This window comes from Streptomyces sp. NPDC030798 (assembly GCF_055572275.1).
Window position 1 is genome coordinate 547,692 of record NZ_JBVIDR010000003.1, and the last position, 11,276, is coordinate 558,967.

General features: G+C 72.3%; 15 protein-coding genes and 2 pseudogenes. 5 read left to right on the top strand and 12 right to left on the bottom strand.

The genetic code is table 11. The features are described 5' to 3' along the window. Positions 1-35 precede the first annotated feature (35 nt). The 8 genes from ACZ404_RS10720 to ACZ404_RS10755 form a co-directional block, all read right to left on the bottom strand. Positions 36-1,475: an amino acid permease gene (locus ACZ404_RS10720; protein ID WP_468438098.1), complete on the bottom strand. Its 1,440-nt coding sequence runs from the start codon at positions 1,473-1,475 to the stop codon at positions 36-38. Continuing rightward, entirely contained in the window at positions 1,472-2,149 is a 678-nt protein-coding gene (locus ACZ404_RS10725; protein WP_468438160.1) for a FadR/GntR family transcriptional regulator, read from the bottom strand. Before ACZ404_RS10725 ends, ACZ404_RS10720 begins: the two co-directional genes overlap by 4 nt. Before the next feature lie 173 nt (positions 2,150-2,322). Further along, positions 2,323-3,159: an undecaprenyl-diphosphate phosphatase gene (locus ACZ404_RS10730; RefSeq protein WP_468438100.1), complete on the bottom strand. Its 837-nt coding sequence runs from the start codon at positions 3,157-3,159 to the stop codon at positions 2,323-2,325. 75 nt (positions 3,160-3,234) lie between these two features. Next, positions 3,235-3,609, bottom strand: a complete 375-nt coding sequence (crcB, locus tag ACZ404_RS10735) for a fluoride efflux transporter CrcB (RefSeq protein ID WP_468438102.1) — start codon at positions 3,607-3,609, stop codon at positions 3,235-3,237. Beyond that, on the bottom strand, positions 3,606-3,986 hold the full coding sequence (locus ACZ404_RS10740) for a DUF190 domain-containing protein (protein ID WP_468438104.1): 381 nt from the start codon (positions 3,984-3,986) through the stop codon (positions 3,606-3,608). The genes crcB (ACZ404_RS10735) and ACZ404_RS10740 overlap by 4 nt, the downstream gene beginning before the upstream one ends. Further along, positions 3,983-4,441, bottom strand: a complete 459-nt coding sequence (crcB, locus tag ACZ404_RS10745) for a fluoride efflux transporter CrcB (RefSeq protein ID WP_468438106.1) — start codon at positions 4,439-4,441, stop codon at positions 3,983-3,985. The genes ACZ404_RS10740 and crcB (ACZ404_RS10745) overlap by 4 nt, the downstream gene beginning before the upstream one ends. A 67-nt stretch (positions 4,442-4,508) precedes the next feature. After that, positions 4,509-5,462, bottom strand: a complete 954-nt coding sequence (locus ACZ404_RS10750) for an SMP-30/gluconolactonase/LRE family protein (RefSeq protein ID WP_468438108.1) — start codon at positions 5,460-5,462, stop codon at positions 4,509-4,511. Between the two features lie 81 nt (positions 5,463-5,543). Next, positions 5,544-5,834, bottom strand: coding sequence for an ArsR family transcriptional regulator (locus tag ACZ404_RS10755; RefSeq protein ID WP_468438110.1), 291 nt, complete (start codon positions 5,832-5,834; stop codon positions 5,544-5,546). A gap of 315 nt (positions 5,835-6,149) precedes the next feature. Between ACZ404_RS10755 and ACZ404_RS10760 the strand changes: the two are divergent. The 4 genes and pseudogenes from ACZ404_RS10760 to ACZ404_RS10775 all read left to right on the top strand — a co-directional run. Further along, positions 6,150-6,412: pseudogene (locus ACZ404_RS10760) on the top strand (substrate-binding domain-containing protein); the annotation flags it as partial. 154 nt (positions 6,413-6,566) lie between these two features. Further along, positions 6,567-6,908 carry an ABC transporter permease gene (locus tag ACZ404_RS10765; protein ID WP_468438162.1) on the top strand — a complete coding sequence of 114 codons (342 nt, stop codon included), beginning with the start codon at positions 6,567-6,569 and terminating at the stop codon, positions 6,906-6,908. A gap of 116 nt (positions 6,909-7,024) precedes the next feature. Further along, positions 7,025-7,375 carry a VOC family protein gene (locus tag ACZ404_RS10770; RefSeq protein ID WP_468438112.1) on the top strand — a complete coding sequence of 117 codons (351 nt, stop codon included), beginning with the start codon at positions 7,025-7,027 and terminating at the stop codon, positions 7,373-7,375. A 76-nt stretch (positions 7,376-7,451) separates the two neighbouring features. After that, positions 7,452-7,850 carry a MarR family winged helix-turn-helix transcriptional regulator gene (locus ACZ404_RS10775; RefSeq protein ID WP_468438114.1) on the top strand — a complete coding sequence of 133 codons (399 nt, stop codon included), beginning with the start codon at positions 7,452-7,454 and terminating at the stop codon, positions 7,848-7,850. Between the two features lie 51 nt (positions 7,851-7,901). Here the strand turns inward: ACZ404_RS10775 and ACZ404_RS10780 are convergent, their stop codons facing one another. The 4 genes and pseudogenes from ACZ404_RS10780 to ACZ404_RS10795 form a co-directional block, all read right to left on the bottom strand. Then, positions 7,902-8,303: an SseB family protein gene (locus ACZ404_RS10780; RefSeq protein WP_468438116.1), complete on the bottom strand. Its 402-nt coding sequence runs from the start codon at positions 8,301-8,303 to the stop codon at positions 7,902-7,904. Between the two features lie 200 nt (positions 8,304-8,503). Beyond that, positions 8,504-9,061 (bottom strand): cysteine hydrolase family protein, encoded by a 558-nt coding sequence (locus ACZ404_RS10785; protein WP_468438118.1) that lies wholly within the window; start codon positions 9,059-9,061, stop codon positions 8,504-8,506. Beyond that, a pseudogene (locus ACZ404_RS10790) lies at positions 9,061-10,562 on the bottom strand (purine-cytosine permease family protein). The gene ACZ404_RS10785 and the pseudogene ACZ404_RS10790 overlap by 1 nt, the downstream one beginning before the upstream one ends. 78 nt (positions 10,563-10,640) lie before the next feature. Beyond that, positions 10,641-10,796 (bottom strand): hypothetical protein, encoded by a 156-nt coding sequence (locus ACZ404_RS10795; protein ID WP_468438120.1) that lies wholly within the window; start codon positions 10,794-10,796, stop codon positions 10,641-10,643. Positions 10,797-10,981: 185 nt separating this feature from the next. Between ACZ404_RS10795 and ACZ404_RS10800 the strand changes: the two genes are divergently transcribed. Further along, positions 10,982-11,176 carry a DUF2795 domain-containing protein gene (locus tag ACZ404_RS10800; protein ID WP_468438122.1) on the top strand — a complete coding sequence of 65 codons (195 nt, stop codon included), beginning with the start codon at positions 10,982-10,984 and terminating at the stop codon, positions 11,174-11,176. Positions 11,177-11,276: the final 100 nt, after the last annotated feature.

The window sequence follows — 11,276 nt, forward strand, 5'->3', positions numbered from 1 at the left end:
TGTTATCGGTGGGTGGGTCGGGGCCGGAACGCGGGTCACGCGTCGGCGCCGGTGGACGTGCGCTTCAGGCGGCCGCGGATGCCGTACCAGCCCGCGACCAGCGCTGCGACGATCAGCGGCAGACAGAGCACGGTGGTGCGTCCGGCGCCGCCGTCGGCGTACATGAGGACCAGGACGGAGGCGAGGAACGCCAGCGTCACGATCTCGGTCCAGGGGGAGCCCGGCAGCCGGTAGGACGGCCGGGTCAGCTCGCCCCTCTGGGTCTTCCGCCAGAAGAGCAGGTGGCAGAGCATGATCATGCCCCAGGTGGCGAGGATGCCGAGCGCCGCGAAGTTCAGGACGATCTCGAAGGCGTCCGCCGGGACGACGAAGTTCAGGCCGACGCCGAGGACACAGATGCCGCTGGTGAGCAGGATGCCGCCGTACGGGACCTGGCTGCGGCTCATCCGGGCGGTGAACCTCGGGGCGGAGCCGTTGACGGCCATGGAGCGCAGGATGCGGCCGGTGGAGTACAGGCCGGAGTTGAGCGACGACATGGCCGCCGTGAGCACGACCAGGTTCATCACGCCGCCGGCCGCCGGGACGCCGATGTGGGACAGCACGGTCACGAAGGGGCTCTCGGCGGCGCTGTACTTGGTCCACGGCAGCAGCATCGACAGCAGGACCACCGAGCCGACGTAGAACAGACCCACGCGCCACATGATCGAGTTGATCGCCTTCGGCATGATCTGCTCGGGGTTCGCGGTCTCGCCGGCGGCGACGCCGACCAGCTCGACGGAGGCGTAGGCGAAGACGACGCCCTGGATGATCAGCAGCATGGGCAGCAGGCCATGGGGGAAGATGCCGCCGTTGTCGGTGATCAGGGACGGGCCGGGGTGGTGGCCGTCGACGGGGTGCTGGGTGACCAGCAGGTAGATGCCGATGCACATGAACACGACCAGCGCGCTGACCTTGACGATGGCGAACCAGAACTCCAGTTCGCCGAAGATCTTCACGGAGATCAGGTTCACCGTCAGGACGACGGCCAGCGCCATCAGGGCGATCAGCCACTGCGGGACGTCGGAGAACATGCCCCAGTAGTGGGTGTACACGGCCACCGCCGTGACATCGGCGATGCCGGTGGTGGCCCAGTTGAGGAAGTACATCCAGCCTGCGGTGTACGCACCCTTCTCGCCCAGGAACTCCCGGGCGTACGACACGAAGGCGCCGGAGCTCGGGCGGTACAGGACGAGCTCGCCGAGCGCGCGCACGACGAGGAAGGCGAAGACGCCGCAGACGGCGTACGCGACGAAGAGAGAGGGTCCGGCGTCGGCGAGCCGGCCGCCCGCGCCGAGGAAGAGGCCGGTGCCGATGGCACCGCCGATGGCGATCATGTTGACGTGCCGGTGCTTCAGCGACTTGCTGTAGCCGGCGTCTCCGGCGTCGACATGGCCGGACGAGGGGCGCGTCTCGTCTTTGAGGTGCTGCTCGCTCACGCCTCGGGTCCGCCTTCCGTGGGGAGGTCCGTGCGCGGAGAGCGCACGATGTCGGTGAGGGTCGTCTCGACGCGGTCCAGGTGGTGGCTCATGGCCTCCACCGCGTCGAGTTCGGAACCGTCGATCAGCGCCTCGACGATCGCCCGGTGCTCGCGGTTGGACTGCTCGCGGCGCCCGCCCAGCTCGTTGAGGAAGGCCGACTGGCGCGCGAGGGCGTCGCGGATCTCCTCGATGACCCGGCGGAAGACCGGGTTCTGGGCGGCCTCGGCCACGGCCAGGTGGAAGAGGGTGTCCATCGCGACCCACGCGGTGGTGTCCGTCTCCCGCTCCATGCGGTCCAGGAGGTGGGCCAGGTGGTCCAGGTTCTCCGGGGTGCGGCGCAGGGCCGCGTACCCGGCGACCGGGATCTCGATGTGGCGGCGCACCTCGAGCAGGTCGCTGGCCGCGTAGTCGCCGAAGGTGGGGTCCTCCACCGCGTTGGCGACGACGAAGGTGCCCTTGCCGGTACGGGAGACCGTCAGGCCCATCGTCTGCAGCGCGCGCAGCGCCTCGCGGAGCACGGGCCGGGACACCTCGAGGGTGCGGCACAGCTCGGCCTCGGAGGGGAGCTTGTCGCCGATGGCGTACTCGCCGCGCTCGATGGCGCCGCGGAGGTGGCCGAGGACCGCTTCCATGGCGCTGACGCGCCGCGGGACCACGCCACCTGTCTGGCTGTCTGACAGGTTCACGGGAGCGATCCTGCGGGGTGCGGGTCGGGGCTGTCAAGGCGTGCGGTAAGGAAACATTCACGGGGTGCGGTGCCTGAATGCAGGCATCCGCACCCCGTGGGTGATCAGGAAGGCGGCGCTCAGCTGCTGAGCGTGCCGGTGGCGAGCAGGCCGAGCAGGGCCACGCCGACGACGATCCGGTAGAGCACGAAGGCGTTGAAGGAGTGCTTGGCGACGAACTTCAGCAGCCAGGCGATGGAGGCGTAGGCGACGACGAAGGACACGATGGTGCCGACGGCCAACGGTGCGGCGCCCACACCCGCGCCGAGGGCGTCCTTCAGCTCGTAGATGCCGGCGCCGGTCAGGGCCGGGATGCCGAGGAAGAAGGACAGGCGGGTGGCGGCGACGCGGTCCAGGTCGAGGATGAGCGCGGTGGACATGGTCGCGCCGGAGCGGGAGAAGCCGGGGAAGAGCAGGGCGAGGATCTGCGAGCAGCCGACCCACATCGCGTCCTTGAACGAGGTGTCGTCCTCACCGCGCTTGTGCCGGCCCATCTGGTCCGCGGCCCACATCACGCCGGAGCCGACGATCAGGGAGCCGGCGACCACCCAGAGCGAGGCGAGCGGACCGTCGATCAGCGGCTTGGCCGCGAGGCCCACCGCGACGATCGGGACGGTGGCGGCGATCACCCACCAGGCGAACTTGTAGTCGTGGTGGTAGCGCTCCTCGCGGTTGGTCAGACCGCGGAACCAGGCGGAGACGATCCGCTTGATGTCCTTGAAGAAGTACACGAGCACGGCGGCGATGGCGCCGACCTGGATGACGGCGGAGAACCCGACGACGGACTTGTCGTCGACGGGGATGTCCATGAGCCCCTCGGCGATCTTGAGGTGGCCGGTGGAGGACACGGGGAGGAACTCGGTCACCCCCTCGACTACCCCGAGGACGACGGCCTGACCGACGGAGATGGCGCTCATGGGATCCAGTTCTGAGGAGTGGTTGGTCGACAGTGCTGTAGACAGTCTTACTATGCCCGGTCGTACGACGGTCGGCTACGCCCAGAGGGCGCCCGCGAGGGACACCCCGGCGAAGGCCGCCGCCAGGCCCGCCGCCACGCTCGCGACGACGTTCACGGCAGCGTAGAGGCCCGCGCCCGCCTCGGTCAGCCGCAGGGTCTCGTAGGAGAACGTCGAGTACGTCGTCAGGGCGCCGCACAGTCCCGTGCCGACCAGGAGCTGGAGCTGCGGACCAGCGGCGCCGGCCGAGACGGCGCCGCTGAGCAGGCCCAGGATCAGGGAGCCGGTGACGTTCACCACGAAGGTGCCCCAGGGGAAGAGCGAGTCGTGGCGGGACTGCACGGCGCGGTCGGTGAGATAGCGCAGGGGTGCGCCGACCATGGCCCCGAGGGCGACCAGCAGCCAGTTCACGATGGATTCTCACCCTTCGGGTCCGTTCGTGCGGGGTCCGCCGCACGGCCGACGTACCTGACGACCTCGCACGGGTCGAGCGTCACCAGGCCCTCGCCGACCAGTTCGTCGAGCTGCGGCAGGAAGGCCCGGACACGCTCCTCGCTGTCCACCACGACCACCGCGACGGGCAGGTCCTCGCTCAGCGACAGCAGCCGGGAGGTGTGGATGCGCGAGGAGGCGCCGAAGCCCTCGATGCCGCGGAAGACGCTGGCTCCGGCGAGCCCGGCGGCGTGCGCACGGTGCACGATCTCGGAGTAGAGGGGTTTGTGGTGCCAGGTGTCGTCCTCGCCGATGTAGACGGTGAGCCGCAGGGCCGGGCCGGTGAGTGAGGTCATCGCTGCCTCCGGAGGAGCACCGGGCGGGCGGCGGCCGAGGCCAGCCACACCGCCGCGAGGGCCGCGAGCAGCGTCGCGGCGAGGTAGGCCAGGGCGGTGCGCGGATGGCCGGCGCCGACCAGGTTGCGGAGGTCGACGGTGTAGGTGGAGAAGGTGGTGAAGCCGCCGAGCACGCCGGTGCCGAAGAACGGCCGGACCAGGCGGTGTGCCGCCCACACCTCCGTGATCAGCACCATGAGGACGCCGATCACGGCGCAGCCGATCACGTTGGTCCAGAAGGTCGCCCAGGGGAAGCCGCCGGGTGGCGTGGGCAGGGCCAGGCCGAGGGCGTAGCGGCACACCGCGCCGAGGGCGCCGCCCGCGGCGACCACCGCGACGACGGGCGCCTGGGTACGCCACTGCGCCCGCCGCGGTGGCGCGGGGCGGGTCCGCAGGCTCTCGGCTTCGGGTGTCATACGCGCGCGTCTCCTGTTCGGCCCGCCCGTACGGGTGATCACGGCCGGGCACCAGGGTACCGCCGGGTCAGCGGGCGGCCGGCCCCGCACAGACCGCGATGCCCGGCTCCCAGAGGCTGCCGAGGACCAGGCGGCCGCCCGTAGCGCAGACGCTGGTCACCATGCGGTAGCCGGAGCGGCGCCGGGTGAGGTGGTGAACGGTCCGGCCCCGGTCGTCGACGGCGAGCACGCCGGTCGTGCCGCCCGGCCGGAACGGGGCGTGCACGGCGGCACGGGCGGCGGCGCGCCGTACGGCGGGCGGGCTGCGGTGCAGCAGCTCCAGCGCGGGGATGCGCGGTGCGGCCAGGGCGACCCAGATCGGGCCGTCCGGGCCCTCGCGCCACAGGTTGTCCGGCATGCCCGGGAGGCCGGTGAAGAGGTCGGACCGCCCGGCGTGCGGGCCGGTGAGGTGATAGCGGGTGAGCCGGCAGGCGCCGGTCTCGGCGATCACCAGGAAGGTGCCGTCGGCGCTGGGCGCGAGGCCGTTGGCGAACTGCAGTCCGTCGAGGAGGACTTCCGGGGTGCCGCCGCCGGGCGGCAGCCGGAGCAGGCGTCCGGTGCCGGTGTGCTCGGCGATGTCGCCGATCCACTGGTGGAGGGGGTAACGGCGGCTGGAGACGGTGAAGTACACGCTGCCGTCGGCCAGGGCGATCACGTTGCTGCAGAACCGCAGCCGCTCCCCCGCCACCGCGTCGGCGAGGACGCGGACGGTGCCGGTGGACGGTTCGACCCGCAGCAGTCCGCGCTCCGCGTCGCACACCAGCAGGGCGCCGTCCGGGAGGAGTTGGAGGCCGAGGGGGCGGCCCCCGGTGTCGGCGAGCGTCTCGACGCGGGCCGTGTCCGGGTCCGTGAGGCCGCGCACGCGCAGGATGCGGCCGTCCGCCGTCCCGGTCAGGACGCCGCCGTCGGCATCGGCCACGACGTCCTCGGGGCCGTGGCCGCCGAGGGCGACGTAGTGGAGCGGGACGAGTGCCGTGGTCATGTACTGCTTCCCTTCGCCGTCGAGCGAGACCTTCGGGGGCTGCGGCCCCTTCAGGGGGACGGTGCCTGATCCCCGGGTCTCTCACCAGCCCTTCTCGAACATCCGGGACACCTCCGCGATGCGGATCTCGTCGCGCCGGTAGTGGGTGCGCCAGCGGATCCGGCGGGTACGCAGGAGGCCGAGGCGGACGAGGAGGTCGAGGTGGGCGGCGGCGGTGCGGCGGGGCACGCCCAGCTTGGCGGCCACGGCCCGCGCGGTGACACCGGTGCCGGCCGGGTCGCCCTGGCGGCGGCCGGCCGGGAAGTTCGCCGCCGGGTCCTTGAGCCAGTCCAGGATGGTCTGCCGTACGCGGCCCGAAGGCGTCCCCATCATCCGTACCGCCTCCGTCCCCGGCCTCCTCGGGCGCCGTTTGCCCGGTTCCCACTGTGGCGCAGCCGACGCCGCCGCGCAGGGGACTCCACTGCCGTTGTCCGGTACCGAACGGCCCGCGTCCGGCCCGGGGCGGCGAAAGCAGGAGGGGCCCGGCCGTCCCCTTGCGGCCGGGCCCCCGTCAGGGGCGGTTCAGCGGTGGCTGAACCACGACATGGAGGAGAGCGCCTTGTCGTCGTAGCCGAACAGGGCCTGGTTCTCCCAGCCGTTGCCGGAGGAGGAGTCGGTCGGGTCCCAGCCGTTGCCGGTGACGGCTTGGACTACAGCAGGGCCGGCGGCGAGGCGGGCGCGGAGCGGCTGCCGGCGCAGGCGCCGGACATGGACGCGGTGTTCGTCGCCTCGGAGCTGATGGCGCAGGGCGTGCTTGCGTGCTCGCGGCGCTGCACCGGGCGGGCCGGCGGGTGCCGCAGGACATCGCGGTCGGCGGCTTCGACGACTCCCCGGCGGCCACGGCCGCGATCCCTCGGCTCACCACGATCCGTCAGCCGTGGGACCGGGTCAGCAACGAGATGGTGCGGGTGCGGCGGTGATCCGCGTGCCGCACGAGCGGTCGACAAGGGGCTCAGTACCCAGCTGACCGGCCCGAGCAGCGGCGCCGAGACCCTCATCGGCTCGGCGACCGCGCTCACCCTGCTGCTGGCCCTGGTCGCCTCCCTCGGCGTGTTCAACACGGCCGTGCTCAACACCCACGACCGCCGCCGGGACCTCGGCATGCTGAAGTCGATCGGCATGACCCCGGGGCAGGTGACGGTGATGACGGTGACGTCGATGGCCGTGCTCGGCGCCGTCGGCTCGGTGCTGGGCGTGCCGCTGGGCATCGCCGCCTACGAGGTGGTGGTCCCGCGGATGGCCGCGGGCATCGACATCACCCTGCCGTCGTACATGACGGACGTCTGGCACGCGCCGAGACTGGCCGGACTCGCGCTGGCCGGTGTGGTGATCGCCGTGCTGGGCGCCCTGGTCCCCGCCCGGCGTGCGGCCCGGCTGACGGTCGCGGAGGTGCTGCACAACGAGTGATCCGGGGGAGCCCGCAACCGGTCAGGATCGAAGAAGCCGGGGCGGGCTCCCCGGGCCTAGCGTGAGAGCACCGACGAGGAACGCGTCGGATCACGCATCGCGAAGGAGTGAGCGCCATGACCGCCGGTCTGCAGACGATCATCTACCCCGTCAAGGACAAGGAGCGCGCCAAGGCCCTGTTCACCGTTCTGCTCGGGGTCGAGCCGTACGTGGACGAGCCCTACTACGTCGGCTTCAAGGCCGAGGGACAGGACGTCGGCCTCGACCCGAACGGGCATGCGCAGGGCATGACCGGGCCGGTGCCGTTCTGGCATGTCACCGATCTCCGGGAGCGGCTGGCGGCGCTGCTGGAGGCGGGTGCCGAGGTGCTGCAGGACGTGCGGGACGTCGGCAACGGCCGGCTCGTCGTGTCGGTGAAGGACCCCGACGGCAACCTGGTGGGTCTGCTCCAGGACCCGTCGGCCTGACACCCGTTCACGACTGCTTGCGCACAGCACTAGTTGCACACTCAACAATTGGCTGGAACGGTGCTACCGTGCGGGTATGGCAGTCAAGACGGCCGACACCCGGCTCGAGGAACGCTGGCGGGGCATTCTCGCGGTGCACGCGCGCACGATGTGCGAGATCGACCGGGCCCTGCATCCGCACGGGCTGGGCGCGAGCGACTTCGAGGTGCTGGACATCCTGGCCTCCGACTCGCCCCGGGAGGGCGACCAGTGCCGGGTGCAGAACCTGGTGGGCCGGGTGCATCTGAGCCAGAGCGCCCTGTCCCGGCTGATCGGCCGGCTGGAGAAGGAGGGCCTGGTCGAGCGCTCGGTGTGCGCGGAGGACCGGCGCGGGGTGTGGGTCGCACTCACCCGCAAGGGACGTGACCTGTACGCCGAGGTGCTGCCGCTGCAGCGGGCGGTCCTGGAGCGCATGCTCGCCGAACGGGCCGGCTAGGAAACCGGCCGGCCTCGCCCGCCCGCGCGCCGCAGCGGACCTGGTGGCGGTTCAGCGGGCCAGCAGCGTGCGCACTCCGTGCGAGGTCAGCGTCAGGCCGTGGTCCGAGCTGCCGTCTATCGCGAGGGACAGGTCGTCGTCCGGCCACTGGGAGGCAAGCGCACCGAGCGGGATCAGACGGTAGCGGGAGACGAACGGCAGCAGGTCGGCCATCGTCCCCTCCGAGGTGAACACGGGGACGACCGGATCGCCCCCGGTCTGTTCCAGGACGGGCAGGGCGACCGTCGAGGCGTCGGCGCCCTCGCCGTCCACGGCGTCGTCCGGCACCGGGACCAGCACCTCGCTGTGGGCGAGGGTGTCCAGGGCGGCCTGGTCCTCGGCGTTCACGGCCAGCGCGTCGAGCGCCTGCTGTGCGGGCGTCGGCAGGTGGTCGTCGTGTGCGGGTGTCTCCATGGCAGATCCCCAGGTAGCTGCGGTCGTACGGCCGCACGGACGGGCGGGGCCCGGACGTGCTCCCGCCTCGCGTACCCGGTGGGGTCTGCCGCATGCATGGGGATTGCGGGGAGAGCCGGGGCCCGTGCGGTGGTCGGCCCGGGTGGGTTCCGTGGCGGTGGGACACCGGGCCGCATCCACCGGTTCCCGGCCGGCGCCGGTCACGGCCGGTCCACGCCGAGCAGGTCGTCGACCGTGGTGACCCGGATCAGGGGCCGGTAGAGGTCCAGGATCTGCAGGGTCCTGACGTGGGAGTCGTCGTCCACGCCCGCGCAGGCGTCCGCCACGACCAGGACCTCTGCGCCGGCGTCGGCGGCGGCCAGGGCGGTGGACAGCACGCAGCAGTCGGTGCTGACCCCGGCCAGCACCAGGCGGCCTTCCGGGCCGACGCGGTCGGCGAGTTCCGGGGTCCACTTGCCGAAGGTGGCGGTGTCCAGCACGTGCGGCGCGCGGCCCGCGAACTCGTCCGTGAGGTCCCAGAGCCCGGCGTCCGGCGGCTTCAGGGCGAAGGGCCACCGGGCGTAGTAGGCCCGCCACGCCCCGGTGGGCTGCCGGGGTGCCACGAAACGGGTGAAGACGACGCGGTCTTCGAAGGCCGGCAGCAGGCGCCGCACCCCGGCGGCCGCGTCGGCGAAGCGCGGGGTGGCCCAGGGGCTCGTGGGGTCGGCGAAGACGCGCTGCAGGTCGATCGCGGCGAGCAGCCCGGGTACGCCGGTCATCAGCGGCGCTTCCCCTCGTCCGGTGCGGAACCCGGCTCCCGGGCCTCCTGAGCGCGCACCCGGCGGCGGCCCAGCAGCAGCGTGCCGAGGAAGGCGAGCGCGAGGGCGGCCAGGACGCCGAGGTTGGCGTACGCCCAGGGGCCGTCCCGGCCGCCCAGGCCGAGCGGTCCCAGCAGGTAGCCCTGCCAGGTCAGCCAGGCGGCGGCCGTGTTGGTGACCAGGCCCCAGCCGACCGCCGTGGCACCGAGGGTGAGCAGGAAGGGCAGCGGGGGCACGTCGCCGTAGCGGCCGTGCGGGCGGAACAGGTCGTCCTCGTCGTAGTCGCGACGGCGCAGCGCGAGGTCGGCGAGCACGATCCCGCACCACGCGGCGATGGGCACGCCGAGGGTGGTGAGGAATCCCATGAACGGGCCGAGGAAGTCGCCGGCGAAGAACACGATGTAGACGGAGCCGGCGATCATCAGCACGCCGTCGACGAGGGCGGCCAGTGGACGCGGCACGCGCAGACCGGCGGAGAGCAGGGCCAGGCCGGAGGAGTAGATGTCGAGGACGGCGCCGCCGACCAGGCCGAGGACGGCGACCACGGCGAACGGCACCAGGAACCAGGTCGGCAGGATCGTGGTCAGCGCCCCGATCGGGTCGGCGGCGACCGCCTTGCTCAGCTGCTCGGAGGAGCCGGCCAGGAGCAGCCCGAAGACCAGCAGGAGCAGCGGGGCCGCGGAGGCGCCGAAGGTGGTCCAGCCGATCACGCCCCGGCTGGAGGAGGCGCGGGGCAGATAGCGGGAGTAGTCGGCGGCGGCGTTGACCCAGCCGAGCCCGAAGCCGGTCATCATGAACACCAGCGCGCCGATGAACTCCTGGGCGGAGCCCGCCGGGACGGCACGGACCGTCGCCCAGTGGACGTGCTCGGCGACCAGGCCGACGTAGACCAGCGTGAGCACGCCCGTGATCACGGTGATGGCGGTCTGCAGGCGCATGATCAGGTCGAAGCCCATGACCCCGCCGACCACGGTCAGCGCGGCCACCACCAGCAGGGCGACCACCTTGGTCTGCGTGCCGCCGCCCCAGCCGAGCCGGCCGAAGACGGTGGCGGTGGCCAGGGTGGCGAGCGCGGTCAGCACCGTCTCCCAGCCGACGGTGAGCATCAGGAGATCACCGAGGGCAGCCGGTTGCCGCGCACGCCGTACGCGGCCCGGCTGAGCACCATCGTCGGCGCCGAGCCCCGCTTGCCGGCGACCGCGATGAAACCGCACAGCAGGAACGAGCCGAGGATGCCGAGCACTCCGGCGGCGAGCGCCTGCCAGAAGGAGATGCCGAAGCCGAGGGCGAAGGCGCCGTAGCTGAGGCCCAGGACGGAGACGTTGGCGCCGAACCAGGGCCAGAACAAGGTGCGCGGGGTACCCTTGCGCTCCGCGCCCCCGATGACGTCGAGGCCCTGGGTCTCCAGCTGGATCGGGCGGGCACCGGGGCTGCTCGCGCGGGGGTCCTGCGGATGCGCCATCGTCGGTCTGCCCCCTGTCCAGACGTCTGTGATCGGGGCGAGGCTAGGCAGGGTGCCCGCAGGCGTCAAGACCGGGGATCACCGGCTCTCGCCGGACTCGCCGCCGTCGCCGGTGTCGCCGGTGTCGCCGGTGTCTTCGCCCTCGGCCTGTGAGGGAGTGGTCCGCGGGACGTCCGGTTCCGTGTCGCCCGGCTCCCGCTCGCCCTCGGCCTGGGACGGGGTCTGCTCGCTCATCCGGTGCCTCCGCGTCGGTCTCATGCCTGTGTCCGATGTGCCGAAGCCTCCGAGTACCCCTGCACGGAACGCCCCACAACTGAACAAATGAGGTGAATCCGCCTCCCCGGGCCGGGTACCTGAGCAGTCCGGCGCAGCATGCGGCGCCGGTGCACCAAGGATCCTTCTCACCGCCTGGAGGAACCATGGCGGATGTCAGCCCCACGGACCTGCAGAAAGCCCTGTCCGGTGCGGAGTACCCGGCGAGCTCGGACCAGCTCCGCAAGGTCGCCGAGGACAACCATGCGTCCAAGGAGATCACCGACCGGATCTCGCACCTCGGGAAGAAGGAGTTCCAGAATCCCGCCGAAGTGAGCAAGGCCGTCTTCCGGAACGAGTGACCATCCGGCGGGGGGGGGGGGGGGGGGGGGGGGGGGGGGGGGGGGGGGGGGGGGGGGGGGGGGGGGGGGGGGGGGGGGGGGGGGGGGGGGGGGGGGGGGG

Excerpts from the sequence above, each read along its gene's own strand:
- ACZ404_RS10725 (WP_468438160.1), bottom strand. The coding sequence starts at position 2,149 with ATGGAAGCGGTCCTCGGCCACCTCCGCGGCGCCATCGAGCGCGGCGAG.
- ACZ404_RS10730 (WP_468438100.1), bottom strand. The coding sequence starts at position 3,159 with ATGAGCGCCATCTCCGTCGGTCAGGCCGTCGTCCTCGGGGTAGTCGAG.
- ACZ404_RS10740 (WP_468438104.1), bottom strand. The coding sequence starts at position 3,986 with ATGACCTCACTCACCGGCCCGGCCCTGCGGCTCACCGTCTACATCGGC.
- crcB (WP_468438106.1), bottom strand. The coding sequence starts at position 4,441 with ATGACACCCGAAGCCGAGAGCCTGCGGACCCGCCCCGCGCCACCGCGG.
- ACZ404_RS10750 (WP_468438108.1), bottom strand. The coding sequence starts at position 5,462 with ATGACCACGGCACTCGTCCCGCTCCACTACGTCGCCCTCGGCGGCCAC.
- ACZ404_RS10755 (WP_468438110.1), bottom strand. The coding sequence starts at position 5,834 with ATGATGGGGACGCCTTCGGGCCGCGTACGGCAGACCATCCTGGACTGG.
- ACZ404_RS10770 (WP_468438112.1), top strand. The coding sequence starts at position 7,025 with ATGACCGCCGGTCTGCAGACGATCATCTACCCCGTCAAGGACAAGGAG.
- ACZ404_RS10775 (WP_468438114.1), top strand. The coding sequence starts at position 7,452 with ATGGCAGTCAAGACGGCCGACACCCGGCTCGAGGAACGCTGGCGGGGC.
- ACZ404_RS10780 (WP_468438116.1), bottom strand. The coding sequence starts at position 8,303 with ATGGAGACACCCGCACACGACGACCACCTGCCGACGCCCGCACAGCAG.
- ACZ404_RS10785 (WP_468438118.1), bottom strand. The coding sequence starts at position 9,061 with ATGACCGGCGTACCCGGGCTGCTCGCCGCGATCGACCTGCAGCGCGTC.
- ACZ404_RS10795 (WP_468438120.1), bottom strand. The coding sequence starts at position 10,796 with ATGAGCGAGCAGACCCCGTCCCAGGCCGAGGGCGAGCGGGAGCCGGGC.
- ACZ404_RS10800 (WP_468438122.1), top strand. The coding sequence starts at position 10,982 with ATGGCGGATGTCAGCCCCACGGACCTGCAGAAAGCCCTGTCCGGTGCG.